The sequence below is a fragment of the Allobosea sp. GW821-FHT03A12 genome (assembly GCF_058986765.1).
On record NZ_JBYSVZ010000001.1, the window covers coordinates 414,561 to 438,467 of the forward strand.

27 protein-coding genes are annotated in these 23,907 nt (G+C 67.5%); 16 read left to right on the forward strand and 11 right to left on the reverse strand.

The window, feature by feature from the left end; all coding sequences use genetic code 11:
- Positions 1 to 8: 8 nt before the first annotated feature.
- Positions 9 to 158: a hypothetical protein gene (locus tag AC3WLC_RS01980; RefSeq protein WP_493682255.1), complete on the reverse strand. Its 150-nt coding sequence runs from the start codon at positions 156 to 158 to the stop codon at positions 9 to 11.
- A gap of 28 nt (positions 159 to 186) precedes the next feature.
- Here AC3WLC_RS01980 and AC3WLC_RS01985 point away from each other — a divergent pair, with 28 nt between their 5' ends.
- The 3 genes from AC3WLC_RS01985 (at position 187) to AC3WLC_RS01995 (ending at position 3,480) form a co-directional block, all read left to right on the forward strand.
- Entirely contained in the window at positions 187 to 1,995 is a 1,809-nt protein-coding gene (locus AC3WLC_RS01985) for a glucan ABC transporter ATP-binding protein/ permease (protein ID WP_493682256.1), read from the forward strand.
- Positions 1,996 to 2,061: 66 nt separating this feature from the next.
- Positions 2,062 to 3,042, forward strand: a complete 981-nt coding sequence (locus AC3WLC_RS01990; RefSeq protein ID WP_493682257.1) for a TRAP transporter substrate-binding protein — start codon at positions 2,062 to 2,064, stop codon at positions 3,040 to 3,042.
- A 108-nt stretch (positions 3,043 to 3,150) separates the two neighbouring features.
- Positions 3,151 to 3,480, forward strand: coding sequence for a DUF1330 domain-containing protein (locus tag AC3WLC_RS01995; RefSeq protein ID WP_493682258.1), 330 nt, complete (start codon positions 3,151 to 3,153; stop codon positions 3,478 to 3,480).
- Between the two features lie 3 nt (positions 3,481 to 3,483).
- Here the strand turns inward: AC3WLC_RS01995 and AC3WLC_RS02000 are convergent, their stop codons facing one another.
- Positions 3,484 to 3,759, reverse strand: a complete 276-nt coding sequence (locus AC3WLC_RS02000) for a hypothetical protein (protein ID WP_493682259.1) — start codon at positions 3,757 to 3,759, stop codon at positions 3,484 to 3,486.
- 268 nt (positions 3,760 to 4,027) lie between these two features.
- Between AC3WLC_RS02000 and AC3WLC_RS02005 the strand changes: the two genes are divergently transcribed.
- The 3 genes from AC3WLC_RS02005 (at position 4,028) to AC3WLC_RS02015 (ending at position 6,333) form a co-directional block, all read left to right on the forward strand.
- A complete protein-coding gene (locus tag AC3WLC_RS02005) occupies positions 4,028 to 5,206 on the forward strand; it encodes a calcium:cation antiporter (RefSeq protein WP_493682260.1) in 1,179 nt (392 codons plus the stop codon).
- Positions 5,207 to 5,295: 89 nt separating this feature from the next.
- A complete protein-coding gene (locus AC3WLC_RS02010; protein WP_493682261.1) occupies positions 5,296 to 5,769 on the forward strand; it encodes a nuclear transport factor 2 family protein in 474 nt (157 codons plus the stop codon).
- 6 nt (positions 5,770 to 5,775) lie between these two features.
- On the forward strand, positions 5,776 to 6,333 hold the full coding sequence (locus AC3WLC_RS02015; RefSeq protein WP_493682262.1) for a TetR/AcrR family transcriptional regulator: 558 nt from the start codon (positions 5,776 to 5,778) through the stop codon (positions 6,331 to 6,333).
- Between the two features lie 15 nt (positions 6,334 to 6,348).
- Here AC3WLC_RS02015 and AC3WLC_RS02020 read toward each other — a convergent pair whose 3' ends face one another.
- Genes AC3WLC_RS02020 through AC3WLC_RS02030 form a run of 3 tightly spaced genes read right to left on the reverse strand, consistent with a single transcriptional unit; the run spans position 6,349 to position 9,406 of the window.
- Positions 6,349 to 7,662, reverse strand: a complete 1,314-nt coding sequence (locus tag AC3WLC_RS02020; protein ID WP_493682263.1) for an HlyC/CorC family transporter — start codon at positions 7,660 to 7,662, stop codon at positions 6,349 to 6,351.
- 11 nt (positions 7,663 to 7,673) lie between these two features.
- Positions 7,674 to 8,819: a 3-dehydroquinate synthase gene (gene aroB, locus AC3WLC_RS02025; protein WP_493682264.1), complete on the reverse strand. Its 1,146-nt coding sequence runs from the start codon at positions 8,817 to 8,819 to the stop codon at positions 7,674 to 7,676.
- The gene (locus AC3WLC_RS02030; protein ID WP_493682265.1) at positions 8,816 to 9,406 is read right to left on the reverse strand and encodes a shikimate kinase; all 591 of its coding nucleotides are present in this window, start codon (positions 9,404 to 9,406) and stop codon (positions 8,816 to 8,818) included. Before AC3WLC_RS02030 ends, aroB begins: the two co-directional genes overlap by 4 nt.
- A 124-nt stretch (positions 9,407 to 9,530) precedes the next feature.
- Here AC3WLC_RS02030 and AC3WLC_RS02035 point away from each other — a divergent pair, with 124 nt between their 5' ends.
- From AC3WLC_RS02035 to AC3WLC_RS02045, 3 genes are read left to right on the forward strand one after another with little or no spacing between them, the layout of a single operon-like run.
- Positions 9,531 to 11,363, forward strand: a complete 1,833-nt coding sequence (locus tag AC3WLC_RS02035; RefSeq protein WP_493682266.1) for an aminodeoxychorismate synthase component I — start codon at positions 9,531 to 9,533, stop codon at positions 11,361 to 11,363.
- A gap of 30 nt (positions 11,364 to 11,393) precedes the next feature.
- A complete protein-coding gene (locus tag AC3WLC_RS02040) occupies positions 11,394 to 11,537 on the forward strand; it encodes a histidine kinase (protein WP_291679216.1) in 144 nt (47 codons plus the stop codon).
- Positions 11,534 to 12,469 (forward strand): site-specific tyrosine recombinase XerD, encoded by a 936-nt coding sequence (locus tag AC3WLC_RS02045; protein WP_493682267.1) that lies wholly within the window; start codon positions 11,534 to 11,536, stop codon positions 12,467 to 12,469. Before AC3WLC_RS02040 ends, AC3WLC_RS02045 begins: the two co-directional genes overlap by 4 nt.
- Before the next feature lies 1 nt (position 12,470).
- Here the strand turns inward: AC3WLC_RS02045 and AC3WLC_RS02050 are convergent, their stop codons facing one another.
- The 4 genes from AC3WLC_RS02050 to AC3WLC_RS02065 all read right to left on the reverse strand — a co-directional run bounded on the left by AC3WLC_RS02050 (position 12,471) and on the right by AC3WLC_RS02065 (position 15,993).
- The gene (locus tag AC3WLC_RS02050; protein WP_493682268.1) at positions 12,471 to 14,246 is read right to left on the reverse strand and encodes a cation:proton antiporter domain-containing protein; all 1,776 of its coding nucleotides are present in this window, start codon (positions 14,244 to 14,246) and stop codon (positions 12,471 to 12,473) included.
- A 125-nt stretch (positions 14,247 to 14,371) separates the two neighbouring features.
- Positions 14,372 to 14,698 carry a polyhydroxyalkanoic acid system family protein gene (locus AC3WLC_RS02055; RefSeq protein ID WP_493682269.1) on the reverse strand — a complete coding sequence of 109 codons (327 nt, stop codon included), beginning with the start codon at positions 14,696 to 14,698 and terminating at the stop codon, positions 14,372 to 14,374.
- A 161-nt stretch (positions 14,699 to 14,859) separates the two neighbouring features.
- Positions 14,860 to 15,069, reverse strand: coding sequence for a hypothetical protein (locus tag AC3WLC_RS02060; RefSeq protein WP_493682270.1), 210 nt, complete (start codon positions 15,067 to 15,069; stop codon positions 14,860 to 14,862).
- 138 nt (positions 15,070 to 15,207) lie between these two features.
- A complete protein-coding gene (locus AC3WLC_RS02065; RefSeq protein ID WP_493682271.1) occupies positions 15,208 to 15,993 on the reverse strand; it encodes an IclR family transcriptional regulator in 786 nt (261 codons plus the stop codon).
- A 152-nt stretch (positions 15,994 to 16,145) separates the two neighbouring features.
- Between AC3WLC_RS02065 and AC3WLC_RS02070 the strand changes: the two genes are divergently transcribed.
- The 6 genes from AC3WLC_RS02070 to AC3WLC_RS02095 all read left to right on the forward strand — a co-directional run bounded on the left by AC3WLC_RS02070 (position 16,146) and on the right by AC3WLC_RS02095 (position 21,197).
- Positions 16,146 to 16,805, forward strand: a complete 660-nt coding sequence (locus tag AC3WLC_RS02070) for an amino acid ABC transporter permease (protein WP_493682272.1) — start codon at positions 16,146 to 16,148, stop codon at positions 16,803 to 16,805.
- Positions 16,802 to 17,452: an amino acid ABC transporter permease gene (locus AC3WLC_RS02075; protein ID WP_493682273.1), complete on the forward strand. Its 651-nt coding sequence runs from the start codon at positions 16,802 to 16,804 to the stop codon at positions 17,450 to 17,452. The genes AC3WLC_RS02070 and AC3WLC_RS02075 overlap by 4 nt, the downstream gene beginning before the upstream one ends.
- Positions 17,439 to 18,170, forward strand: coding sequence for an amino acid ABC transporter ATP-binding protein (locus tag AC3WLC_RS02080; RefSeq protein WP_493682274.1), 732 nt, complete (start codon positions 17,439 to 17,441; stop codon positions 18,168 to 18,170). The genes AC3WLC_RS02075 and AC3WLC_RS02080 overlap by 14 nt, the downstream gene beginning before the upstream one ends.
- A 42-nt stretch (positions 18,171 to 18,212) precedes the next feature.
- Positions 18,213 to 18,995 carry a transporter substrate-binding domain-containing protein gene (locus tag AC3WLC_RS02085; protein WP_493682275.1) on the forward strand — a complete coding sequence of 261 codons (783 nt, stop codon included), beginning with the start codon at positions 18,213 to 18,215 and terminating at the stop codon, positions 18,993 to 18,995.
- A 226-nt stretch (positions 18,996 to 19,221) separates the two neighbouring features.
- Positions 19,222 to 20,262 carry a succinylglutamate desuccinylase/aspartoacylase family protein gene (locus AC3WLC_RS02090; RefSeq protein ID WP_493682276.1) on the forward strand — a complete coding sequence of 347 codons (1,041 nt, stop codon included), beginning with the start codon at positions 19,222 to 19,224 and terminating at the stop codon, positions 20,260 to 20,262.
- Entirely contained in the window at positions 20,259 to 21,197 is a 939-nt protein-coding gene (locus AC3WLC_RS02095) for a threonine ammonia-lyase (RefSeq protein WP_493682277.1), read from the forward strand. The genes AC3WLC_RS02090 and AC3WLC_RS02095 overlap by 4 nt, the downstream gene beginning before the upstream one ends.
- 121 nt (positions 21,198 to 21,318) lie before the next feature.
- Here AC3WLC_RS02095 and AC3WLC_RS02100 read toward each other — a convergent pair whose 3' ends face one another.
- Entirely contained in the window at positions 21,319 to 22,065 is a 747-nt protein-coding gene (locus AC3WLC_RS02100; protein WP_493682278.1) for a transporter substrate-binding domain-containing protein, read from the reverse strand.
- 177 nt (positions 22,066 to 22,242) lie between these two features.
- On the opposite strand from AC3WLC_RS02100, the gene AC3WLC_RS02105 reads away from it, so the two are divergent.
- Positions 22,243 to 22,668 (forward strand): DUF1236 domain-containing protein, encoded by a 426-nt coding sequence (locus AC3WLC_RS02105; RefSeq protein ID WP_493682280.1) that lies wholly within the window; start codon positions 22,243 to 22,245, stop codon positions 22,666 to 22,668.
- A gap of 61 nt (positions 22,669 to 22,729) precedes the next feature.
- On the opposite strand, the gene AC3WLC_RS02110 is transcribed toward AC3WLC_RS02105, so the two are convergent.
- Positions 22,730 to 23,905: a Gfo/Idh/MocA family protein gene (locus AC3WLC_RS02110; protein WP_493682281.1), complete on the reverse strand. Its 1,176-nt coding sequence runs from the start codon at positions 23,903 to 23,905 to the stop codon at positions 22,730 to 22,732.
- Between the last annotated feature and the right edge of the window lie 2 nt (positions 23,906 to 23,907).

A 23,907-nucleotide genomic window follows, 5' to 3' on the forward strand; every position in this document is an offset into this window, starting at 1 on the left:
TGCGCGCCTCAGGGCCTGGCGCCGACGAGCGGCGGCGCGTTCGCCTTGAGCACGATGCCGACGCGGCCGTTGAAGGCGAGATAGAGGGTGTCCACCCATTTGCGGAAACGATAAGGAGCGACGAATGAATGAAGCGTCAAGGCAGAGGGCTTGCTCACGCCGCAGCCTCGGCTAAAGCTTTCGGCAATGTCTCTGCTTGCGATCTACGCCCGCGTCCTCGGTGAGCTCGGCCCGGAACGGCGCCTCGGGCTCATCCTCGCCATCGCCAATATCGCGCTGGCGGGTGCCGCCTTCGCCGAGCCGATGCTGTTCGGCGCGCTGATCGACAAGCTGACCAGCCTGCAGACCGCCGGTACGCGCCCGGGCTGGGCCGATATCAGCACCTTGCTCGCCGCCTGGGTCGGCTTCGGCCTGTTCAATATCGGCGCCGGCGTCTTCGTTGCGCTCTTCGCCGACCGGCTGGCGCATCGCCGCCGCCTTGCGGTGATGGCGAATTATTTCGAGCACGCGCTGACCCTGCCGCTCGCCTATCACACGCAGACCCATTCCGGCCGCGTGCTCAAGGTGATGCTGGAGGGCACCAGCGGCATGTGGGCGCTCTGGCTCTCCTTCTTCCGCGAGCATTGCGCCAGCTTCGTCGCGCTCTTCATCCTCCTGCCGTTCACGCTCTGGAAGAACTGGCAGCTCGGCCTGGTGCTGATCTTCCTCGTCGTGCTGTTCGGCACGCTCACCGCCTTCGTGCTGCGCAAGACCGACAAATTGCAAAGCAATGTCGAGGCCTATCATTCCAGCCTCGCCGAACGCGCCTCCGACGCGCTCGGCAACGTGCCGGTGATCCAGAGCTTCACCCGGATCGAGGCCGAGGTCCGCGGGCTGCGCAATACGATCACCAGCCTGCTCGAAGCGCAGATCCCGGTGCTGACCTGGTGGGCGGTCGCGACCGTCGCCACCCGCGCCTCGGCGACGCTGACCGTGCTCTCGATCTTCGTCGTCGGCACCTGGCTCCTGATGCAGGGGCTGACCACGGTCGGCGAGATCGTCACCTTCATGGGCTTCGCGACCATGCTGGTCGGTCGGCTCGAGCAGATCGTCGCCTTCGTGAACTTCATCTTCATGCAGGCGCCGAAGATGCGCGAGTTCTTCGAGGTGATCGACACGCTGCCGGCGGTGCGCGACGTCCCCGGCGCGCCCGATGCCGGCCGGCTCGAGGGCCGTATCGCCTTCGACGACGTCTCCTTCTCCTATGACGGCAAGCGCGCCGCGGTCGCCGACGTCTCCTTCGAGGTCAGACCCGGCGAGACCATCGCCATCGTCGGCTCGACCGGCTCGGGCAAGTCGACCACGCTCGGCCTGCTGCATCGCGCCTTCGATCCGCAATCGGGCCGCATCCTCGCCGATGGCCGCGACATCCGCGATATCTCGCTGCTCTCGCTCCGGCGCAATATCGGCGTCGTCTTCCAGGAGCCGATGCTGTTCGCGCGTTCGATCCGCGAGAACCTGACCGTCGGCAAGCCGGACGCGACCGATGCCGAGATGATGGAAGCCCTCGACCGGGCTCAGGCGACCGAGGTGATGGCGCGCCAGAGCGACGGGCTCGACACCATCGTCGGCGAGCGCGGCCGCACGCTCTCCGGTGGCGAGCGCCAGCGCCTGTCGATCGCGCGGGCGCTGCTGAAGAACCCGCCGATCCTGATCCTCGACGAGGCGACCTCGGCGCTCGACGCGGCGACCGAGGTCAAGCTGCAAAAAGCGCTCGACGAGGTGATGAAGGGTCGTACCACCTTCGTCATCGCACACCGGCTCGCCACCATCCGCAATGCCGACCGCATCCTGGTGTTCGAGCAGGGCAGGGTGATCGAGATGGGCTCCTTCGAGGAGCTGGTCGCCAAGGGCGGGCGCTTCGCCGCGCTGGCGCGGGCGCAGTATCTGGTGACGGACAAGCCTGTCGCGCCCCAGCCGTCGTCTCTGGCAAGCAAGGGCATCGTCGACGGCTGATCGCGCCGATCCCGGGCATTCCGCGCGAAACTCGCTCCACCGCCTGATCAACACGGAGGCCCGTCCATGACACGCTTTTTGCCTGCCTGTGCGCTGGCTCTGATCATGTCGCCGGTGCCCGCCGCTGTCGCCCAGACGGTCTGGGAAATGCCGACCGAGTATCCCGCCAGCGCCATCCCGGGCGAAGGCGTTACGACCTTTGCCAAACTGGTGAACGAGCGCTCGGGCGGGCGATTGACGATCAACCCGAGTTTCGACGCCGCAAAGGGGATCAAGTCGGCCGGCATGGTCGCCGCCGTCCAGGAGGGGAAGGTCGCGGCCGGCGATGCCTTCGCCGGGGCGCTCGGCGCCGTGCATCCGCTCTTCGGCCTGTCTTCGCTGCCCTTCCTGGCGACCTCGATCGAGGATGCCAGGCGCCTGACCGATCTCGCCCGGCCGGCCTATGCCAAGGTTTTCGCCGGCTATGGCCAGCTTATCCTCTACACCACGCCCTGGCCGGCCTCCGGCATCTGGTCGAAGGAGCCGGTGATCGCGGCCAAGCACCTCGTTGGCCTGCCGATCCGCACCTATGACGCGACCTCGACCACGGTGATGGACAATGCCGGCGCCAAGGCGGTCAACCTGTCCTTCGCCGATGCGATGCCGAAGGTGAAGGACGGCTCGGTCACGGCGGTGCTGTCCTCGGGCGACGGCGGCGCGGGCCGCAATCTCTGGCAGTTCCTGCCGCATTTCAGCGAGGTGAACTACGCGCTGCCGATCTCGCTGGCGACGGTCAATCTCGCCGCCTACGAGGCACTGCCGGCCGATCTCCGGCTGGTCGTCGACGAGGCTGCGGCCGAGACCGAGCGGCGGCAATGGGGGGCGATCCGGACGCGGCTCGACGAGAACTATGCCCGCATGCGCGCCAATGGCGTCACCATCCATGCGAAGCTGCCGGCCGAGCTGACCCAGCGGCTCGGGACGGCAGGCAAGGCCGCGGTCGAGGATTGGCGCGGCAAGGCTGGTGCCGAAGGCGCCGCCATCCTCGACGCTTTCGCCAAGCGCTGAAGCGGCGCGGTTTCGATTACCCCTGGCGTAATCGACCCGCCGCGTCTCGGCGGGCATGGTCCCCGGGACATCGGCCGCATCGGCCGTTTCGCGAACGAGGAGACCATCATGACCGCCTATGCCATCGCCCATCTGCGCGACGTCGATCTCAATGCCGAGATCGTCGACTACATCCGGCGCATCGACGAGACCCTCGCGCCGTTCGGTGGCCGCTTCCTGATCCATGGCGTGACGCCGGAGGTCATCGAGGAGCCGTGGGAGGGCGACCTCGTGGTCATCGCTTTCCCGGACATCGGGGCGGCGCGCAACTGGTACGCCTCGCCAGCCTATCAGGCGATCCTGCCGCTCAGGACGCGCAATTCGCGCAGCGCGGCGATCATGGTTGAAGGCGTGCCGGAGGGGTACAAGGCGACCGATTTCCTGGCGAAGCTTGGTTGACCCTCAGGGCTCCGGTTCGCCCGGTATGAAATGCAGGCACGGGTCGAGCTTCACATGATCGGGCCCGACCTGCTCCCAGCTGCCGCTGACCACGACGCGTTCGCCGGCCTTGCGACCATTGCTGTCATAGGTGACGCAGAGCACCTGCGGATTCGGTGCCTGGCAAAGGCCGAGATAGGTCACGCCGGCGCCCGTCTTGACCATCGTCAGAGGGCCTTCGACCTCGATCGTGACGAGCTCGCCTTCCTTGCCGGCCAGTGACTTCAGTGCGGTGCGCAACTCGCTGCAGCTCGCGCGGAAGGTTGGTTCGGGCTGAGCTGGCGACGCGCTCGTTCCGGCAAGGAGAATGACGCTTGCGAGGGCAGCGAGAGAGCCGGGGCGAAGATCGAATGCGCTCATCATGTCCGTCTCGCTGTGCTTTGTGGCGTCTTTGCGAGGAGCAGGACGGCACAAGGCAACAATCGCGTGTCACAACCCCGCCGTTGTGAGATCATTTTCGGCATCTATTCGCCGGTCTCCTTTTCCAACGACGGATCCATTGCCAGACATGATGATCGCCCGCCTCGCCTGCGCCTGGGCCTCGGTCGCAGCCTTCCAGCTTTTCGGTGGCACTCTGCTCGCGCAGCTCGGCACCCCCCTGCCGTCGCTGCTGATCTTCGCCTGGCTGCTGGGCATCATCATCTGGTCGGCCTTCGGCGTGGTGCACGAGGCCGAGGAGCTGGCGCACCGGCTCGGCGAACCCTATGGCACGCTGATCCTGACGCTCGCGATCGTCATCATCGAGGTGGCGCTGATCTCGGCGGTCATGCTGGGAGCCAAGGGCGCACCGACGCTCGGGCGCGACACCATGTTCGCGGTGCTGATGATCGTGCTCAACGGCGTCGTCGGCATCGGCCTCCTGATCGGCGGCCTCAGGCATTTCTCGCAGGGCTACAACCTCAAGGGCGCCTCCGCCTATCTCGCGGTGATCATCCCGCTGACGCTGATCCCGCTGGTGCTGCCGAACTTCACCACCTCGACCTCTGACGGCACGCTGACGACCTTCCAGTCGATCGCCTTCTCGCTGTTCACTCTGTCGCTCTACGCCGTCTTCCTGATCCTGCAGACGGGCCGGCACAGCGTCTTCTTCATGGAGCCGGCGAGCGAGGCGAACGTGCCCTATGGCGCGGCCTATGCCCGGGCCAGGATGCAGCCGAAGCCCGAGGCCGAGGCGGCCTTGCAGCCTGCGCCCGCCGCTGAGCCAGAGGGCGAGCCGTCGCACGCGCCATCGGACGGTTCGATCCGCTCCCATGTCCTGCTGCTGCTCGCGAACATCCTGCCGATCGTGATCCTGGCGAAGAGCCTCGCCGGGGTGCTCGATTACGGCATCGTGCGCCTCGGCGCCCCGGCGGCGCTCGGCGGCATCCTGATCGCGATGGTGGTGTTCACGCCCGAATGCATCGCGGCGCTGCGCGCGATCAACGCGAACCAGCTGCAGCGCGCGGTCAATCTCTGCCTGGGGGCCGCAGCCTCGACCTTGGGCCTGACGGTCCCGGCCGTCCTGCTCATCGGCGTCCTCACCGACGAGAAGGTCGTGCTCGGCCTCTCTGGCACCAACATGGTCATCCTGTCGATGACCTTGTTCCTGAGCACGCTGACCTTCACCGGCACGCGCACCACGATGCTGGAGGGGGCGGTGCACCTCTCGGTGTTCTTCGTCTTCCTGGTGCTGGTGTTCAGCCCCTGACGGCGAGGCCGGCCGGCTGCCATTGACGAGGCAGGTTTCTATCTGTACCAATCAGTACAATCTTTACCGATTGGTACAGGAGATTTGCCATGAGCGAAGCACGGCCGCCCTTTCCACCGTTCAGCGAGGATACCGCGATCCTCAAGGTGAGAGCTGCGGAGGATGGCTGGAACGGACGTAATCCAGCACGGGTTGCGCTGGCCTATACCGAAGATTCACGCTGGCGGAACCGGGCCGAGATCTTCCAGGGCCGGGCGGCGATCGAAGCCTTCCTCGCCCGCAAATGGCAGCGTGAGCTCGACTATCGGTTGATCAAGGAACTCTGGGCCTTCACCGGCAACCGCATCGCCGTGCGCTTCGCCTATGAATGGCGCGACGATTCCGGGCAGTGGTACCGCTCCTATGGCAATGAAAACTGGGAGTTCGCTGAGAACGGGCTGATGGCTCGCCGCCATGCCAGCATCAACGATCTGCCGATCGCGGAAGCGGCGCGGAAGTTCCATTGGGACGCCTCCGGCCCGCGCCCGGCCGACCATCCCGGCCTGAGCGATCTCGGCCTATAAGGACGAATGGCAAGACGAATCAGCGAGCGGGCCGATCTGCTGCCGATACTCGGCGAGATCTTTCGCGATCACGGTTTCGAGGCGGCGAGCCTGTCGGTGATCGGCACGCGCACCGGGCTCGGCAAGGGCAGCCTCTATCACTTCTTTCCAGGGGGAAAGGAGGAGATGGCCAAGGCCGTGCTCGACGAGATCGACGCCTGGTTCGAGACCAAGGTGTTCCGGCCTCTGCGCGAGGGCCAGGATGCCGCGGCGGCGATCGAGGCGATGCTCGTCGCGGTCGATGGCTATTTTCGTTCGGGCCGACGCATCTGCCTGGTCGGGGCGCTGGCTCTGGCCGATTCGCGCGAGCGCTTCGCCGCGCGGATCGCCGGCTATTTCGCAGCCTGGCAGGATGCGCTCGCCGGCGCGCTCGCCCGCAGCGGCCATGCCGATCCGGACGGGGTGGCGGAGGAAATCCTGGCCCTGATCCAGGGAGGGCTCGTCCTGGCGCGGGCTCGCGACGAGGCCGGGATCTTCACAAGGCTGCTCGCAAGGCTGCGTCTCAGGCTGCAGCCTGCAGGCTGAGCGATCTGGCGACCATCAGGCTGCGGTCGCAGGCTCCAGCTCATGCGTGCCGTTGCCGGCCGGTGCGACCCGGAGCGCGGTCAGCCGGTTGCGGCTCTTGCGCATCACCTCGAAGCGGAAGCCGTGGAAGGTGAAGGCCTGGCCGGCGTCGGGGATGGCGCGGGCTTCGTGGATGACGAGCCCGGCGATCGTCGTCGCCTCGTCGTCGGGCAATTGCCAGTCCATCGCCCGATTGAGGTCGCGGATCGGCACGCCGCCATCGACGATCACGGCTCCGTCCGGCTGCTGGCGCAGGCCGGGCACGGCGACGTCGTGCTCGTCGCGGATGTCGCCGACGATCTCCTCGAGGATGTCCTCCAGTGTGACCAGCCCCATCACCTCGCCATATTCGTCGACCGTAAGGGCGAAATGCGTCTTGCGGGCGAGGAAGGCCTTGAGCTGCTCGGGCAGCGGCGTGTTCACCGGCACGAACCAGGGCTCCAGCGCGATCTGCGCGACATCGAGCTTGCAGGCGTCGCCGCCAGCGGCGTCGAGCGCGCGCAGCAGGTCCTTGGCGTGCAGGATGCCGACGATGTTCTCGGGCTTGTCGCGCCAGAGCGGCATGCGGGTATAGGGCGAGGCCAGCACCTCGCGCACGATCGTCTCCGGCCCGAGATCGAGATTGATCGTGCGCATCTTGGTGCGGTGGATCATCACATCGGCGACTTCGAGCTGCTTCAGGTCGAGCAGGCCGCTGACCATGTCGCCATCGGCCTTCTCGACGGTGCCTTCCTGGCGCATCAGCTCGACCTGGTCGCGCAGGATCTCGTCGATCGCCAGTACCGGGCGCTGCGAGTCGATCCGCAGGCCGAACAGGCCGAGCGAACGGCGGGCGAACCATTGCATCAGCCGGACCGGCGGACCGAGCAAAGCGAGCAGGCGCGCCACCGGCCGCACTAGCTTGAGCGCCATCCGCTCAGGCTCCGCGACCGCAGCCATGCGCGGGGCGAGTTCGCCGAGCACGACGACGATCAGCGCGACCGCGATCGCAAGGCAGGCCGCGCCGCTGACGCCGAAGGAAGCGAGCGCCGCATAGGCGGCAAAACTCGCCGTCGCGGTCTTCACCAGCGTCCGCGCCAGCAGGAAGACGCCGCTCAATCGCTCGCGATCGCCGAGCACGCGCAGCGCGATCGCGGCGCGGCGGCTGCCGGCTTTCTCCTGCTGAACGAGCTTGGCGCGCGAGATCGCATGCAGCGCCGCATCGGCTGCGGCGAGGAAGCCGGTCAGGAACACGCCGAGCGCGACGACGGCGATGGCGAGCCAGGGATCGAGATGCGGGATGGCGACCATGGAGGAAGCGCTCAGGTTCCCGCGAGTTCGCTTTCGATGAAGTCATGCGCCGCCTCGGCAGCGACGCCGGGCGCGATGAAGCTCCTGCCGATGCCATGGGCCAGGATGAAGGTCAGCGCGCCGCGCTTGACCTTCTTGTCCTGGGTCATCGCCTCGACGATCTCGGCGGCCGTGCCGGTGCCGCCGGGCACGTCCTGCAGCCGGGTCGGCAGGCCGACGGCGGCAAGATGGGCGGCGACGCGGCCGGCATCCTGGCCCGGGCAGAGGCCGAGCCGCTGCGAGAAGCGGAAGGCGAGGCAAAGCCCGATCGCGACCGCCTCGCCATGGACGAGCCGGCTGGAATCGTAGCGGGTCAGGCGCTCCAGCGCATGGGCGAAGGTGTGGCCGAGATTGAGCAGGGCCCTGTCGCCATCCTCGCGCTCGTCGCGCGCCACCACCGCGGCCTTGGCCCGGCAGGCGGTCGCGACCGCATGGTCGCGCTCCGGCCCGCCTTCCATGACGCGGCGCCAGTTGACCTCGCACCAGTCGAAGAAAGCGGGATCGTCGATCAGCCCGTACTTCACCACCTCGGCATAGCCGGCCTTGAACTCGCGCTCGCTCAGCGTATCGAGCAAGGCGGTGTCGCAAACCACCAGCGCCGGCTGGTGGAAGGCGCCGATCAGGTTCTTGCCATGGCTGGAATTGATGCCGGTCTTGCCGCCGACGGAGGAATCGACCTGGGCGAGCAGGCTGGTCGGGATCTGCACCAGCCGCACGCCGCGGCGCAGCACCGAGGCGGCGAAGCCTGAGAGATCGCCGACGACGCCGCCGCCAAGCGCGATGACGAGGTCGTTGCGCTCGATCTTGGCGGCGAGCAGGCCGTCGCAGAGCTCGATGAAGCGGGCATAGGACTTCGTCGCCTCGCCAGGCGGCACGGTCAGGCGCGTCGTGGTGACGCCGGCCTGGTGCAGGCAGGATTCGAGCGCCGGCGCATGCAACGCGGCGAGGTTCTCGTCGGTGACGATGGCGGCGCGGGCGCCGGGAAAGCGGTGCGCGATCACCTCAGCCGCCTCGCAGAGCTGATGGCGGCCGATCAGGATGTCATAGGAGCGCTCGGCCAGCGCGACCGGCACGACGATCCGTTCCGCTGCGGGCGCAGCCGGGGCCATAGCGTTCATTCCTTGCCTTCCTGGCGCAGGCGGCGATCGAGCGCCGCCATCGCGTCTTCGACCACGACTTCGTGCGGATCGTCGCGCGAGATCAGCGTGATGTCGGCGAGTGCATAGACCGGTTCGCGCTCGGCCAGCATCCGGCGCATGGTCGCCTCGGGATCGGCGGTTTGCAGCAGCGGCCGGTTGCTGCGCTTGCGGACGCGGCGCATCAGCACGTCGAACTCGGCCTTGAGCCAGATCGAGACGCCGAGTTCGGCGATGCGGGCGCGGGTCTCGGCGTTCATGAAGGCGCCGCCGCCGGTCGCCAGCACCAGCGGGGCGCGCGTCGTCAGGATGCGGGCGATGACGCGGCGCTCACCGTCGCGGAACTCGCTCTCGCCGCGCTGGGCGAAGATCTCCGGGATCGTCATGCCGGCGGCGGTCTCGATCTCGGTATCGGCGTCGACGAAGGGCAGGCCGAGCCGGGCGCCGAGGCGCTTGCCGGTCGCGCTCTTGCCCGAACCCATCATGCCCACCAGCACCACGGCTCGCCCGCCGAGTGCGGCGCGCAGAGCGATGCGGTCCACCTGTTCGATCGTTTCCGCCATCGTCATCAAATGAATTCCTTGAGCCCGCTCTAGCATGAGGATCGCGGTACCGCCATGTGCCTTGCGCTGCGGCTTGACCTCGACGGCTTCGTCGGGCTCGTAGCGCCGCGATGGGGGTGGTGAGCACGTGATGCCGGTGGCCGGAGAGGATTGCGGGATCGCCGCGTTGCGGGCGCCCTTCGTGCTGCTGGAGGATCGCAGCGGAGCAGGGCAGGCGCTGCTCTTCGCCGACCCCGCCGAGATCGTCGCGGCCAGCGAACCCTCCGAAATCGCCAATGCTTTCGCCCGGATCGAGGCTGGACTGGCGCATGGCCTGCACGCGGCTGGCTTCCTCTCCTATGAGCTCGGCTATGCCTTCGAGCCGCGGCTGGCAGAGCGAATGCCGCCGCAACGCAGCCTGCCGCTGCTCTGGTTCGGCCTGTTCGAGGCGCCGCGCAGTATCGAGCCGGAGGCGCTCGATCGAGATTTCGCAGCGCGGTGCCCGCCGCCGCTCGAGGATTTGACGTTCGGGCTGGACGAGGCCGGCCATGCTGCGGCGGTGCAGCGCGTGCTCGACTATCTCCATGCCGGCGACGCCTATCAGGTCAACCTGACCTTCCCGATCCGCTTCCGCTATGCCGGCGACCCGCTCGCTCTCTACGGTGCGCTCAGGGCGAGCCAGCCGGTCGCGCATGGTGGCATGGTCGCGACGGGGGACGCGAATATCCTCTCGGTCTCGCCGGAACTGTTCATCGCGACCGCAGGCGGGCGTGCCACTACCCGACCCATGAAAGGGACAGCTGCACGCGGCTTCGATGCGCCGGCCGACGAGGTGGCGAAGGCATCGCTGCGCGCCGATCCGAAGCAGCGGGCCGAGAACCTGATGATCGTCGACCTCTTGCGCAACGATCTCAGCCGGATCAGCGAGCGGGGCTCGGTCAAGGTTCCCGCGTTGTTCAGCGTCGAGACCTATCCGGGGTTCCACACGCTGACCTCGACGGTCACCAGCCAATTGCGGCCAGGATTGTCGCTCCTGGAGCAGATGCGGGCGCTGTTCCCCTGCGGTTCGGTCACCGGTGCGCCAAAACTGCGGGCGATGGAGATCATCCGCGAGCTGGAAGGCGTGCCGCGCGATATCTACACCGGCTCGCTCGGCATGATCGCGCCGAATGGCGATCTCAGCTTCAACGTGGCGATCCGGACTGCGACGCTGCTGCCGGGAGGCGAGGGCGTCTATGGCGTCGGCGGCGGCATCGTCGTCGATTCCGGGCCGGCCGAGGAATATGCGGAGTGCAGGCTGAAGGCGCGGGTGCTGACCGATCTCGCTGAGGATTACGGGCTGATCGAGACACTGCGTTGGTCGGGCGGCTATGTCCGTTTGGCGTTACACCTCGAACGCCTGGCCGTGTCGGCGGCAGCGCTCGACTTCCGGTTCGATCGAGAGAAGGTGCTCGCGCAGCTCGCCGAGGTTGAAGCGTCATTCCCCGCCGGGAAGGAGCGTCGCGTCCGCTGCGAACTGCGCCGCGATGGCTCGCTTCAGATCACCACGGCGCCGATGCCGCCTGCGGCTGATGATGCGCTCCGCATTGCCATCGCCAGCCAGCGCGTCGATGCCGGCGATCCCTTCCTGCGCCACAAGACGACGCGACGGGCGATCTATGAGCAGGCCTTCGCCGAGGCGATGTCGCAAGGCTGCGACGATGCGCTGCTGCTCAACCGGCAGGGCTTCGTCACCGAGACCAGCCGCAGCACGATTTTCGTCGAGCGCGACGGAGTGCTGCTGACGCCGCCGCTGGAGCATGGCCTGCTGCCGGGCGTGCTGCGCCGGGAACTCATCGACACCGGTGCTGCGCGCGAGGCGCCACTGCGGCTCGACGACCTCCGGCAGGCCGGCCGCTGGTTCGTCGGCAACAGCCTGCGCGGGCTGCAGCTTGCAGAGATCGCCGGTTCCGCCCTTGCGTCCGACGCCTCCAATCAGAAATAACGGATTGGGGTGCATGGGGAATCGCCGGCCGTGCCGACGCTGTTCAAGTTCTTGACGTTCCTGGCTGTCATCGCCGGGCTGGTCTATGGCGGCATGATCGCGCTGGTCACCTTCGTGAAGCCGGAGCCGCGTGAGATGGTCGAGATCGTGCCGCCCTCGAAGCTGCAGAAATGAGCAAGCAGGCGCGCTCCTGGCTGAACGGCTTCCTCGACATGCTGGCGGCCGAGCGCGGCGCGGCCAAGAACACGCTTGAAGCCTATGAGCGCGACCTCGATGACTATCTTGGTTTCGCCGCGAGCCAGGGTGGCCCGGCCGCGGCTACGGCGGACGATATCCGGGCTTATCTGGTCGAGCTGTCGGAACGCGGGCTGAAAGCCTCCTCGGCGGCGCGTCGGCTCTCGGCCGTCAGGCAGTTCCATCGCTTCCTCTACACGGAAAGCCTCGCCGGCACCGATCCGACCGCTGCGATCGAGGGGCCGCGGCTCGGCCGGCCGCTCCCAAAGGTGCTCAGCGTCGCCGAGGTCGACAAGCTGATCGGCACGGCCCAGCAGATGGCGGAACAGGAGGGGCTCTCGCCGGCGGCACGCGCACGCACGGTCAGGATGCGCTGCCTGATCGAGATGCTCTACGCCACCGGCCTGCGCGTCTCCGAACTGATCGCACTGCCGCTCTCGGCCGCGACGACGCGCGAGCGCTTCCTGGTCGTACGCGGCAAGGGCGACAAGGACCGGCTGGTGCCGCTGAACGAGGCAGCACGCATCGCAGCCACGGCGCATCTTGCTCTGCTACGCGAGCACGGCGCAGCAGATGGGCGCTGGCTGTTTCCTTCAGACGGCGAGAGCGGGCATCTGACCCGCCAGGCCTTCGGTCGCGATCTCAAATCGCTGGCGGCCGCAGCCGGCCTGTCGCCGGCGAAGGTCTCGCCGCATGTGCTGCGCCATGCCTTCGCCAGCCATCTCCTGCAGAACGGCGCGGACCTGCGCGTCGTGCAGGAGCTTTTGGGCCATGCCGACATCGCGACGACGCAGATCTACACCCATGTCCTCGACGAGCGGCTGAAGAGCATGGTGCGCGACCTGCACCCGCTGATGGACGGCGAGAGCTAGTTCAAGCCGCATTCGGCGTGCTGGGAGCCGGCTCCTCGCCCTTCCTGCCGCAAAGGGCCAGCATGGCGCGGGCGATCTCGGCCTCGCCCATGATGGTGCGGCTCGCCCCGCATTCCTTGAGGTGCTCGACCTCGGCCAGCGAGTGGGCGCGGGCGATGATCGGCAGGTTCGGATTCTGCTTGCGCGCCTGCTCGCAGACCTGACCGGCCTCGAAACTTCCAGGGATGGCGACGAAAAGGCGCTTTGCCCGCGCAAGGCCTGCGGCGCCGAGCACTTCGGGGTCGGCGGCATTGCCGACGAGCACCTCGGCGCCATCGCGGCGGGCGGCGGCGACGCCGTCATCCTGGTCCTCGATCACCAGGAGTTTCTCGCCCATGGCCGCAAGGCCGGCGCCGAGCAGCGAGCCAACGCGGCCATAGCCGACGACGATGATGTGATCGGAGAGTTCGGTCGGGACGATGTCGCGTTCGAGAGCGGGCGTAGGCTCTGGTTCCGGCGCTTCGGCTGGTGCTTCCGGTTGAGGATTGGGCGCGGCTTCGGCCGGCTTGGGCTTGGCCGGCGCAGGGTCGGGCGGGGCGAAGCGGTCGACCAGCTTGAACATCAGCGGGTTGAGCACGATCGAGAAGATCGCGCCGGCGAGGATCAGGTCGCGACCCTGCTCCGGCAGCAGCTTCAGGGAGACGCCGAGCCCGGCCAGGATGAAGGAGAACTCGCCGATCTGGGCCAGGCTCGCCGAGATCGTCAGCGCGACCTGATCGGGCTTGCCGAAGGCGCGCACGATCAGCCAGGCCGCCAGGGTCTTGCCGAACAGGATGATGGCGATGGTCGCGATCAGCGGCAGTGGCGCGCGCAGCAGGATGCCGGGGTCGAACAGCATGCCGACCGAGACGAAGAACAGCACGGCGAAGGCGTCGCGCAGCGGTAGCGATTCCTCAGCAGCGCGATGGCTGAGCGGCGATTCGCTGAGGATCATGCCGGCGAAGAAGGCGCCGAGCGCGAAGGAGACGCCGAACAGGCTGGCGGCGAGATAGGCGACGCCGAGCGCGATCGCCAGCACTGCGAGGCGGAAGAGCTCACGCGAGCCGGTATGAGCGACCCAGTGCAGGATCCAGGGGATCAGCCGGCGCCCGACGATCAGCATGAAGGCGACGAAGGCGGCGACCTTGGCGAGCGTCAGGCCGAGCACGCCCCAGAGCCCGAGGTCGAAACGGGTGGCCAGCGGCCCGCCGCCGGAAGCGGCGCCGGAGCCCCCGTTCAGCACGTCCGCGACCGCCGGGATCATCACCAGCGCCAGGACCATTGCGAGGTCCTCGACGATCAGCCAGCCGACGGCGATCTTGCCCTTCTCGGTCTGGACGATGCGGCGCTCCTGCAGGGCGCGCAGCAGCACGACCGTACTGGCGACAGAGAGCGCCAGGCCGAAGACGAGGCCGGCGGGCACGGTCCAGCCGAGCAGCAAAGCGAGACCGAGGCCGAGCAGGGTCGCAGTGCCGATCTGCACCAGCGCGCCCGGCACCGCGATGGCTTTAACCGAAAGCAGGTCCTTCAGCGAGAAATGCAGGCCGACGCCGAACATCAGCAGGATCACGCCGATTTCGGCGAGGTCGTTGGCGAGGTTTTGGTCGGCGACGAAACCGGGGGTGAATGGCCCGACCGCGACGCCTGCGAGGAGATAGCCGACGAGCGGAGAAACCCTGAACTTCTGTGCCAGCGCCCCGAACACGAAGGCGAGGCCGAGGCCCATGACGATGATGGCGATCAATGGGCCGTGATGCATGGGTCTCCGGTGGGCAGGCGGGAAAAGGGGGGCGCAGCGACTTTGCGGATCGCGGCGGGGGAATTCAACCTTCGATGGTGAACAAAAGTCGCAGGAAGGCTGCGACATGATGGGTCAGGAAGGTGTCAGGCCTTGGTCGGCTTGTGCTCCAGCAGGATCTGGGCCTGCTTCTCGACGCTGAGCTTCAGCTTCTCGGCGAAGATGGCGAGCATCAGGGGGAGCATCACCTCGACGCGGACCAGAGCGTCCTCGACCTCGATCCTGCCGCTGACGGTATGACCGAGCGCGGCGACGCCGAATTGCAGCGTGTCGCCCTGCCAATTCTCCTCGACGAGTTGCATGCCGAAGCCGCCGAGCTTGTCGCGGACCCTGCCGACGCCGCCCTGCAACCGCTGGCGCGCCGCCTCGCGGCCGAGCGAATGCGAGATGGTGATGGTGACGGGGCGTTTCATGCGTCAGGTCCCGGAAGCGTAAGCGAACTGGCGTAGCGCTGAGATGGGCTGCACGGCCGGTGCTTGCAACCGTCTACGGACTCGAGCCTTAACGAGATCGTCCCGAGTGACCGTTGAGGGCACCCGGGACGACGTGTTTGACGTGAAACTGGATTGGAGGATCAGTGGCTGCGGGCTTCGAGCGCCTGCTGGCCCTGGGGGGTGACCTTCCAGAGTTCGTCGCCGGGCTCAGCCAGGCCGCGACCCTGAAGCAGGCGCAGCATCGCCTCGCCGAAGATGAAGCGGCGTGTCTCTTCGCTGATGCTCTCCAGCGCGATCCACTCCGGATCGGTCATCACCATGGTCTGCGGGTTCGTCGCGGTCTCGGCCATATCGTCCTCCTCCGTGGCGGTTGCTGCGATCAGAGGCAAAATCGCCAGCAATCTTGGAGAGTGTATGGCCGTGTTCGGGTGGTTGCGCGGCAATTGCGCGGGTTTTCCGGGTTAGCTCGTGGGTTTTCCGGATCAGTGCTAGCCAAAGGGCAGGCGCAGTCCCGCCTCGGCGGCGCAGGCCTTGAGCGCGAGCAGGATGGCGGCCTCGTTCGTCTCGACGCCGTGGCGCTGCAGGCAGGGCACCAGGATCGCCGCCTCGGCATGGCCGGCCGGGCCGATCACCGGGCAGGCGATGTCGGTGACGGCGAGGATGTCGCGGCTCGCTGCGATGCGATGGCCCAGCGCCCGGACCTCGGCGAGCGCGGCCTGGGTCTCAGGATCGTCGAGCCGCTGCCTGGTCTCGGGCGGCGCCTCGCGCATCAGCCCGCGCCGGCGCGCCTCCGACTGGAAGGCGAGGATCAGCAGGCCGGAATTGGCGTCGAGCGCCGGGCGGCCATAGCCGGGGCGGACGATGACGCTGGCGTCGAGATGGCCGGCAGTGGTGGCGAGCACCACGGTCTGTGCCCGGCTCAGCACGACGAGATGGGCGGCCTGGCCGCTCTCCTCGCTGAAGCGCTCCATCAGCGGCAGCACGACCGAAGTGAGTTGCTTGCCGCCCGGTGTCCTGATCCCGAGGTCGAACAGGCGCCGCGACAGGCCGAGCCGGTCGGTTCCGGGCTCGCGCTCGAGATAGCCGCGCTGCTGCAGCACGAAGACCATGCGGAAGATCTCGCTCTTCGAGCGCTGCAATCGCTCGGCGATGACGCGGGTCGAGAGCGGCTCGCCGGTCTCTGCCAGGAGTTCGAGGATGTCGAGACCCTTCTCCAGGGCAGGGGCCGCATAGGCCGCCTTCTCGTCAGGGTCGGCTTCGGGAAGAACGCTCATGCTGCGCCTGTTTCATATATGAAGCTTGACATCAAATAAGAAGCCAAACTAGCCTCCGGGTAAAGAGGGAGAAACATGAGCGCATCGCCGCAACATCCGTCCAGCGTATCCGGACGGCGGGCCCATGGCCCGCAGCCAAAGGGCTGACGGCGATGAAGTATGGGCTCCAGTTTCGCGACGTCTTTGCGGCCTGGCAGTCCATTCTCGACGGCGTCTGGATCACGCTGCTGCTCTCCGCCGTCGCGATGGTCGGCGGACTCCTGATCGGCATCCTCTGCGCCGCCGCGCGCACCTATGGCCCGGCCTGGCTGCGCCGCATCGTCGGCGCCTATGTCGAGATCATCCGCAACACGCCGCTGCTGGTGCAGCTCTTCCTGATCTTTTTCGGCCTGCCGAGCTTCGGCGTCAGGCTCGATGGGCTGACGGCGGCGATGATCGCGCTCGTGATCAATCTCGGCGCCTACACCACCGAGATCGTCCGTGCGGGCTTGGAGGCCGTGCCGAAGGCGCAGATCGAGGCCGGCCACTCGCTCGGGCTCTCCGGCCTGCAGGTCTTCCGCTACATCGTCGTCTTCCCGGCGCTGAAGGCGATGTTCCCGGCGCTCGCCAGCCAGTTCGTGCTGCTGATGCTGGCGACCAGCGTCGCCTCGCAGATCTCGGTGCAGGACCTGTTCCACGCGGCGTCGATCGTGCAGTCGCGCACCTTCAGGGATTTCGAGGTCTATACGGTAATCGGCGTGCTCTATCTGGCGCTCGCCATCGGCTTCCGCGGCCTGTTCGCCCTGATCTACCGCCTGGTGTTCGTGCGATGATCCGCGAATTCGGCCTCATCGACGTGATGTACCTGATCGCCGCGGCGCGCTGGACGATCGCGCTGACCGCGGTCGCCTTCGCCGGCTCGGCAGTGCTCGGCCTTGCGCTCGCGATCATGCGGATCCTGCCGGTCGCGCCGCTGCGCTGGTTCTCGGCGACCTATATCCAATTGGTCCAGGGCACGCCGCTCTTGGTCTGGCTGTTCCTGATCTTCTTCGGCCTGCCGCTCGCCGGCATCTCGGTCAATCCCTGGATCGCGGCGGCCGTCGCCTTCTCGGTCTACGGCTCGGCCTTCCTCGGCGAGATCTGGCGGGGGGCTCTGGTCTCGATCGCGAAAACGCAATGGGAGGCGGGCGCCTCGCTCGGGCTCTCGCTGGCCGAGCAGCTGCGCTGCGTGATCATCCCGCAATCGATCCGGATCGCGATCCCGCCGACGGTCGGCTTCCTCGTCCAGCTGATCAAGAACACCTCGCTCGCGGCGGTGATCGGCTTCGTCGAGCTCACCCGCGAAGGCCAGCTCACCGCGGCCGGCACCTACAAGCCCTTCGCCGTCTACATCACCGTCGCCTGCATCTACTTCGCGATGTGCTTCCCCCTCACGCAATGGAGCCGCTCGCTCGAGCGGAAGCTCGATGTCGCTCGTTGAAATCCATGGCGTCAGCAAGAGCTATGGCGCCAACCAGGTGCTGAAGGGCGTCTCGCTCGACATCGAGAAGGGCGAGGTCGTCGCCGTGATCGGCCGCTCGGGCTCGGGCAAGAGCACGCTCTTGCGCTGCGTCAACGGGCTGGAGCCGGTTCAGGCCGGCACGATCCGCATCGATGGCGTGCAGGTCAACGATCCCGCGACCGATCTGCGCAAGCTGAGGCAGGAAGTCGGCATCGTCTTCCAGCAATTCAACCTGTTCCCGCATCTCTCGGTCAGCGACAACATCACGCTCGCCCCACGCGTCGTGAAGAAGCAGAAGCCGGAGGAGGCGCGCGAGGTCGCCCGCGAGGTGCTGGCCCGCGTCGGGCTGGCGGACAAGCTCGACGCCTATCCCTCGCAGCTCTCCGGCGGCCAGCAGCAGCGCGTCGCGATCGCGCGCTCGCTCGCCATGCGGCCGAAGCTGATGCTGTTCGACGAGGTCACCTCGGCGCTCGATCCGGAGCTCACCGGCGAGGTGCTGAAAGTGCTCGAATCCGTGGCGCAGGAGGGCATGACCATGATGCTCGTCACCCACGAAATGGGTTTTGCCCGCAGGTTCGGCTCGCGTGTCGTCTTCATGCACGAGGGCCGCATCCACGAAGAAGGCCAGGCCGCGGCGGTGCTTGCCGCGCCGAAGACGCCCGAGCTCACCACTTTCCTCAGCGCGGTGCTGCACTGAGGAAACAAACCGGTTCCAGTTCAGTCACGAGGGGAGGACATCATGCGTAAACTGTTTGCAGGCCTGGCGGCGATGGCGATCGCTGCGTTCGGAGCGGCCGAGGCCAAGGCCGACAAGCTCCAGGACATCCTGTCCAAGGGCGTGGTGCGCATCGGCGTGCCGCTCGACGCGCCGCCCTTCGGCTCGCAGGACGCCAACCGCAAGGCTGTCGGCTTCGACATCGAGCTGGCCGAGATGGTCGCCAAGGGCCTCGGCGTGAAGCTGGAGATGCAGCAGATCACCGGCGCCAACCGGATTCCCTTCCTGCTCACCGACAAGGTCGACATCGTCATCTCGGTGATGGGCCTGTCGCCGGAGCGCGCCCGGCAGATCCAGTTCACCGCGCCCTATGCCAACACTTTCCTCGCCGTCTACGGCGCGAAATCGGCCAATGTGACCAGCCCGGAGACGCTCGGCTCGAACCGCGTCGCCGCCGCCAAGGGCACGACGCAGGAACTCGCCATCACGGAATCGGCGCCGAAGGCGAACGTGATGCGCACCGAAGACGATGCGACTGCGGCCGCCGCCTACATCACCGGCCAGGCCGACCTGCTCGCGACCAACTCGATCGTCGCCCAGGCGCTGGCCAAGCAGAACCCGAGCAAGGAGTTCGAGCGCAAATTCGTCATCCGCCGCAGCCCGGCGCATATGGGCGTGCAGATGGACCAGCATAATCTGGTGCGGTGGCTCGACAGCTTCATCTTCTACGCCTCGATGAACGGCGAGCTCGACCGGCTGCACAAGAAGTACCTGGACATGCCGATGGACCCGCTGCCGACGCTGTAAAACGGCAATAGGCTTCCCGCGTAAGGCGCGGGGAACCCCTCTCCTGGAAGGAGAGGGGTAGGGGCGAGGTGTTCGGTCCAGAAACGTTGGCCTGAACCCGAGCGCGCGGTGAGCGCAACGCCTCACTGGTTCGGCTGCCTACCCCTCACCCTGCCCTCTCCCTCCGGGAGAGGGTTCCCCGCGCTCGTGCCTGCAATCCCGAGCCCCGCTTTTCCCGAGCCCCGCCATGACCAGCCCCCGCCAGAAGCCGACCCCACGCCCGTCCAGTGCCTTCCTCACCGTCGATCCCGAGAAGGACGGCAAGCAGGTCGGCTTCCTGATGATCCCGCACTCGCCTGACGACGACGCCTGGGGCGCGACGCGCATTCCCGTCGCGATCATCAAGAACGGCTCGGGGCCGACTGCGATCCTCGAAGGCGGCAACCATGGCGACGAATACGAGGGCCCGATTGCGATCTGCGACCTGATCCGCGATCTCGACCCCGGCCGGGTTCAGGGGCGGCTCATCCTGATGCCGGCGAACAATGTCCATGCGGTCATCGCGGGCAAGCGGACCTCAAGTGTTGACGGGCTCAATTTCAACCGGACCTTCCCCGGCGATCCGCGCGGCACCATCACCCAGCAGATCTCGGCCTTCGTCAGCGACCATATCCTGCCGCTGGGCGACGCCTTCCTCGACCTGCATTCCGGCGGCTCCTCGCTCGACATCATCCCGAGCGCGATCGTCGAGCCGAGCGATGATCCCGGGCTGCACAAGCGCAATGTCGCGGCCGTGCAGGCCTTCGACGCGCCGATGACGGTGGTGATCTCCAATCTCGGCGAGCCGCGTACCGCCACCGCGACCGCCTGCCGCCAGGGGCTCGTCACCGTCGGCACCGAGATGGCGGGCGCCGGCACCGTCTCGCTCGACGCGCTGAAGCTCTGCCGGCGCGGAGTGGCGAATGTGCTCGACCATCTCGGCATCGTCGCCCGCGACAAGCCGGAGCCACGCCGCGGCGACGGGCAGGTCCTCGAACTGCCGGGCACCGCCGCCTACGTCTACGCCACCGCGGACGGCGTCTTCGAGCCCTTCCATGCGAATGGCGAAAAGGTCAGCGCCGGCCAGCCGGCGGGCAGGATCCATTGCACCTGGGATCCGACCCGCCCGCCGGAGACGCTGCACTACGCCGCCGACGGCATCCTCTATGGAAGGCGCCAGCCCGGCCGCGTCCGGCCGGGTAATTGCTGCCTGATCGTCGCGGCGCCCTATCGTGGGGTGCTGTCGTGATCGGCCTCGACGACATCCGCGCGGCGCGCTGGCGGATCGCGCCGCATGTCCGCAAGACGCCGACCCTGCCCTATGCCCAGCTTAGCTCGCGCGAGGATTTCGGCGGCACGGTGACGCTGAAGCTCGAATTGCTGCAGGCGGCCGGCTCGTTCAAGGCGCGCGGCGCGATGAACCGCCTGCTGACGCTTTCGGCCGAGGAGCTCGCCCGCGGCGTCGTCACGGCGTCCGGCGGCAATCACGGGCTCGCCATCGCCCGCTCGGCCCATGTGCTCGGCGCCAAGGCGAAGATCTTCCTGCCGTCCAATGTCGTCGCCGACAAGGTCGCCAAGCTGAAGAAGTGGGGCGCCGAGGTCGAGATCGTCGGCGCCGTCTGGGACGACGCCAATGCCGCGGCGCTCGCCTATGCCAAGGAGACAGGCGCGACCTATGCCCATCCGTTCAGCGATCCCGTGGTGGTCGCCGGCCAGGGCACGCTCGGCCTCGACATCCTCGACGAGATCCCCGAGGTCGACGTCATCCTCGTCGCGATCGGCGGCGGCGGGCTGATCACCGGGCTCTCCACCGCGGTGAAGGCACTGCGGCCGCAGACGCGCATCATCGGCATCGAGCCCTATGGCTCGCCGACGCTGCATGCCTGCCTCGAAGCCGGCAAGCTGGTCACGCTCGACAAGCTCGAGACGCGGGTGGCGACGATGTCATGCCGGCGCACCGACCAGGCGATCTATGAGGCCGTCGCGAAACATGTCGACGAGATCGTGCTGGTCAGCGACGCCGAGATGGAGCAGGCGGCGCAGTCGCTCTGGTTCGAATTTGGTATCGCGGCGGACCTGTCCGGCGCGGCTGCGGTCGCGGCCTTGCAGGCGAAGCGCTTCGTGCCGGCGCCGGGCAGCAAGGTCTGCGCGCTGGTCTGCGGTGCCGGGACGGACGGGACGTGACCCAGCCGTCATGCTCGGGCTCGACCCGAGCATCTCAGGCAGGATGAGGTTCCGATCAGCGCCTTCTCGTCATGAGATTCTCGCATCTCCGCTGCGCTCCGTCCGAGAATGACGGCTGACATCAGCGCGCGACGCTCAGCCCCTGCACGCCGTGCTTGGCGATCAGCGCGGCGACGAAGCCCGATTCTTTCGCCGCTGCGACGAATTTCGCCAGGTAGTCGGCTGCCTCGGCCTTGGCCTTGGGGACGCCGATTGCCTGCTGCACGGTCATGAAGTGGCCATCGAGGATGCGCGTGCCGGGGATCGCCACGACATCCTTGAGCAGGCGCGGCCGCAGGCCCGCCAGCGCATCGAGCTCCTTGGCGACATAGTCAGCAGCGGAATCGTCGAGCGAGCCGGAGCGGACGAGCTCGGCCTTGCGGATATTGCGGTCGAGCCAGAGGCCATAGGCGGCGCGGCCGCTGACGGCGATCCGGACGCCCTGCGCATCGACATCGGCGATCTCGCGCAGCGGTGAGCCCTCGCGGACCAGATAGGTCGCCTCGATCTCGGCATAAGCCGGCGTGAAGCTGATCGCCTCGGCCCGCTGCGGCTCGGCGCCGATCAGCCCGACATCCCATTCGTCGCAGGGCGCGGCATCGGCGAGCAGCCCGGGATTCTCATAGGGCACATAGCGCAGGCCGGTGCCGAGAAGGTCGGCGAGGGCGCGGGCCATGTCGGGCGAGACGCCTTGCGGCTCGCCCTGCGGGCTGCGGCTGGAGACCAGCAGGAAGTTCGAGAGGTTGATGCCGGCGCGCAGCAGGTTGGCCGGTGCCAGATGCTCGCGCACGGTCGGCGAGAGCTGGCCGATATCGGGGCGGAATTCCATGATCTCTCCCTGCCGTTCGAGCGCCCGTCCTTATGCGCCGCATGGCGGCAAGGAGACAACCCGCCGGCGGTTTTCCGGCGAAGTCAGGGCATCCTCATGACGACGCGTTTTCTGCGGAACCACACAGGGAATGAGCGGTTTGCCGAGAGAGTTCTCTCATCGGAAGGAGGATTTCAGATGATGAAGAAACTTGTCCTCGCGACGGCCATCGTCGCGTTCTCCACCGCTGCCATGGCGCAGCAGAATCCGCGCGGCGCCGAGGGCGGTGCGGCCGGTGGTGCCGCAGCCGGTGCGGTCGGCGGCGCAGTGGTCGGCGGGCCTGTAGGTGCGGTGGTCGGTGGCGTTGGCGGCGCGGTCGCCGGTGCGATCATCGGCGACAACACCCAGCCGCGCTTCCGCCAGTATGTGGTCCAGCACCGCGTGCCGTCCTACGCCTATGAGGAACCGCTCGAGGTCGGCACGGTGCTGCCGACGCGCGGCGTCACCTATCGCGAGGTTCCGCGCGAATACGGCGCGCGGGCGGGCTATCGCTACACGATGGTCAACGACCGCACGGTGATCGTCGAGCCGAAGACGCGCCGGATCGTCCAGATCATCGATTGATCGGTTCCGGTGCGATTCCTGGAAGCGCGGCCTTCGGGCCGCGCTTTCGTTTTGCGCGGCGTCAGAGCTCCAGCCACCGTGCTCCCTTGGCCGAGGATCTCACGGCGGCCTCGATGAAGCGAACGCCGCGCACGCCCTCGACGACGGTCGGCACCAGCGTCGAGAACGGGGCAGGTTCGCGGTGTTCGATCCGGGCGGCAATCTGCTCGGCAATATCGGCGTAGAGCTGGGCGAAGCATTCGAGATAGCCCTCGGGATGGCCGGCTGGGATACGCGAGGCGGCGTTCGCGACCGGATAGGCGCCAGCGCCATTCCGGCGGATCAGCCGCGGCGGCTCGCCGAGCGGCGAGTGGATCAGGAGGTTGGGGTTCTCCTGCTGCCATTCGAGCCCGCCCTTCTCGCCATAGAGGCGGATGCGCAGGCCGTTCTCCTGGCCGGCCGCGACCTGGCTGCACCAGAGCATGCCGCGCGCGCCGCCCCTGAAGCGCAGCAGCATATGGGCGTTGTCGTCGAGCCGGCGGCCTTCGACGAAGACATGCGCTTCGGCAGCGAGTGCCTCGACCTCCTCGCCGGCAATGAATTCGGCGAGGTTGAAGGCATGGCTGCCGATATCGCCGATCGCGCCGGCCGGGCCGGACCGCGCCGGGTCGGTGCGCCACTCGGCCTGCTTCTGGCCGCTCTCCTCGAGCTTCGTGGCAAGCCAGTCCTGCGCATATTCAACCTGGACGACCCGCAGTTTTCCGATTGCGCCCTCGGCGACCATGGCGCGAGCCTGCCGGACCAGCGGGTAGCCGGTGTAGTTGTGGGTGACCGCGAAGATCAGTCCGCTCTCCTTCGCCAGCTTCGCGAGGGCTTCGGCCTCGCGCAGGCTCGTCGTCAGCGGCTTGTCGCAGATCACATGGATGCCGGCCTTGAGGAAGGCCTTGGCCGCCGCCGCATGGGCATGGTTCGGCGTGACGATCGCGACCGCATCGATGCCGTCCTTGCGGCGCTTCTCGCGCTTCGCCATCTCCGTGGCATCGGCATAGAGGCGGGTGGGATCGAGCAGCAGGTCTTCGCCCGAGAAACGCCCGCGTTCGGGATCGGAGGAGAGCGCACCGGCGACGAACTGCCAGCGATCGTCGAGCCGGGCGGCGATGCGATGCACCGCCCCGATGAAGGCGCCGCGCCCGCCGCCGACCATGCCGAGCCGCAGGCGGCGATTCAGTTTTTGCGTCGTCGAAGCTTCGATCGCCATGG

Excerpts from the sequence above, each read along its gene's own strand:
- AC3WLC_RS02080 (WP_493682274.1), top strand. The coding sequence starts at position 17,439 with ATGTCGCTCGTTGAAATCCATGGCGTCAGCAAGAGCTATGGCGCCAAC.
- AC3WLC_RS02020 (WP_493682263.1), bottom strand. The coding sequence starts at position 7,662 with ATGGTCGCCATCCCGCATCTCGATCCCTGGCTCGCCATCGCCGTCGTC.
- AC3WLC_RS01985 (WP_493682256.1), top strand. The coding sequence starts at position 187 with ATGTCTCTGCTTGCGATCTACGCCCGCGTCCTCGGTGAGCTCGGCCCG.
- AC3WLC_RS02055 (WP_493682269.1), bottom strand. The coding sequence starts at position 14,698 with ATGAAACGCCCCGTCACCATCACCATCTCGCATTCGCTCGGCCGCGAG.
- AC3WLC_RS02090 (WP_493682276.1), top strand. The coding sequence starts at position 19,222 with ATGACCAGCCCCCGCCAGAAGCCGACCCCACGCCCGTCCAGTGCCTTC.
- AC3WLC_RS02015 (WP_493682262.1), top strand. The coding sequence starts at position 5,776 with ATGGCAAGACGAATCAGCGAGCGGGCCGATCTGCTGCCGATACTCGGC.
- AC3WLC_RS02060 (WP_493682270.1), bottom strand. The coding sequence starts at position 15,069 with ATGGCCGAGACCGCGACGAACCCGCAGACCATGGTGATGACCGATCCG.
- aroB (WP_493682264.1), bottom strand. The coding sequence starts at position 8,819 with ATGAACGCTATGGCCCCGGCTGCGCCCGCAGCGGAACGGATCGTCGTG.
- AC3WLC_RS02045 (WP_493682267.1), top strand. The coding sequence starts at position 11,534 with ATGAGCAAGCAGGCGCGCTCCTGGCTGAACGGCTTCCTCGACATGCTG.
- AC3WLC_RS02010 (WP_493682261.1), top strand. The coding sequence starts at position 5,296 with ATGAGCGAAGCACGGCCGCCCTTTCCACCGTTCAGCGAGGATACCGCG.
- AC3WLC_RS02050 (WP_493682268.1), bottom strand. The coding sequence starts at position 14,246 with ATGCATCACGGCCCATTGATCGCCATCATCGTCATGGGCCTCGGCCTC.
- AC3WLC_RS02110 (WP_493682281.1), bottom strand. The coding sequence starts at position 23,905 with ATGGCGATCGAAGCTTCGACGACGCAAAAACTGAATCGCCGCCTGCGG.
- AC3WLC_RS01990 (WP_493682257.1), top strand. The coding sequence starts at position 2,062 with ATGACACGCTTTTTGCCTGCCTGTGCGCTGGCTCTGATCATGTCGCCG.
- AC3WLC_RS02085 (WP_493682275.1), top strand. The coding sequence starts at position 18,213 with ATGCGTAAACTGTTTGCAGGCCTGGCGGCGATGGCGATCGCTGCGTTC.
- AC3WLC_RS01995 (WP_493682258.1), top strand. The coding sequence starts at position 3,151 with ATGACCGCCTATGCCATCGCCCATCTGCGCGACGTCGATCTCAATGCC.
- AC3WLC_RS02070 (WP_493682272.1), top strand. The coding sequence starts at position 16,146 with ATGAAGTATGGGCTCCAGTTTCGCGACGTCTTTGCGGCCTGGCAGTCC.
- AC3WLC_RS02100 (WP_493682278.1), bottom strand. The coding sequence starts at position 22,065 with ATGGAATTCCGCCCCGATATCGGCCAGCTCTCGCCGACCGTGCGCGAG.
- AC3WLC_RS02065 (WP_493682271.1), bottom strand. The coding sequence starts at position 15,993 with ATGAGCGTTCTTCCCGAAGCCGACCCTGACGAGAAGGCGGCCTATGCG.
- AC3WLC_RS02075 (WP_493682273.1), top strand. The coding sequence starts at position 16,802 with ATGATCCGCGAATTCGGCCTCATCGACGTGATGTACCTGATCGCCGCG.
- AC3WLC_RS02035 (WP_493682266.1), top strand. The coding sequence starts at position 9,531 with ATGCCGGTGGCCGGAGAGGATTGCGGGATCGCCGCGTTGCGGGCGCCC.
- AC3WLC_RS02030 (WP_493682265.1), bottom strand. The coding sequence starts at position 9,406 with ATGACGATGGCGGAAACGATCGAACAGGTGGACCGCATCGCTCTGCGC.
- AC3WLC_RS02005 (WP_493682260.1), top strand. The coding sequence starts at position 4,028 with ATGATGATCGCCCGCCTCGCCTGCGCCTGGGCCTCGGTCGCAGCCTTC.
- AC3WLC_RS02105 (WP_493682280.1), top strand. The coding sequence starts at position 22,243 with ATGATGAAGAAACTTGTCCTCGCGACGGCCATCGTCGCGTTCTCCACC.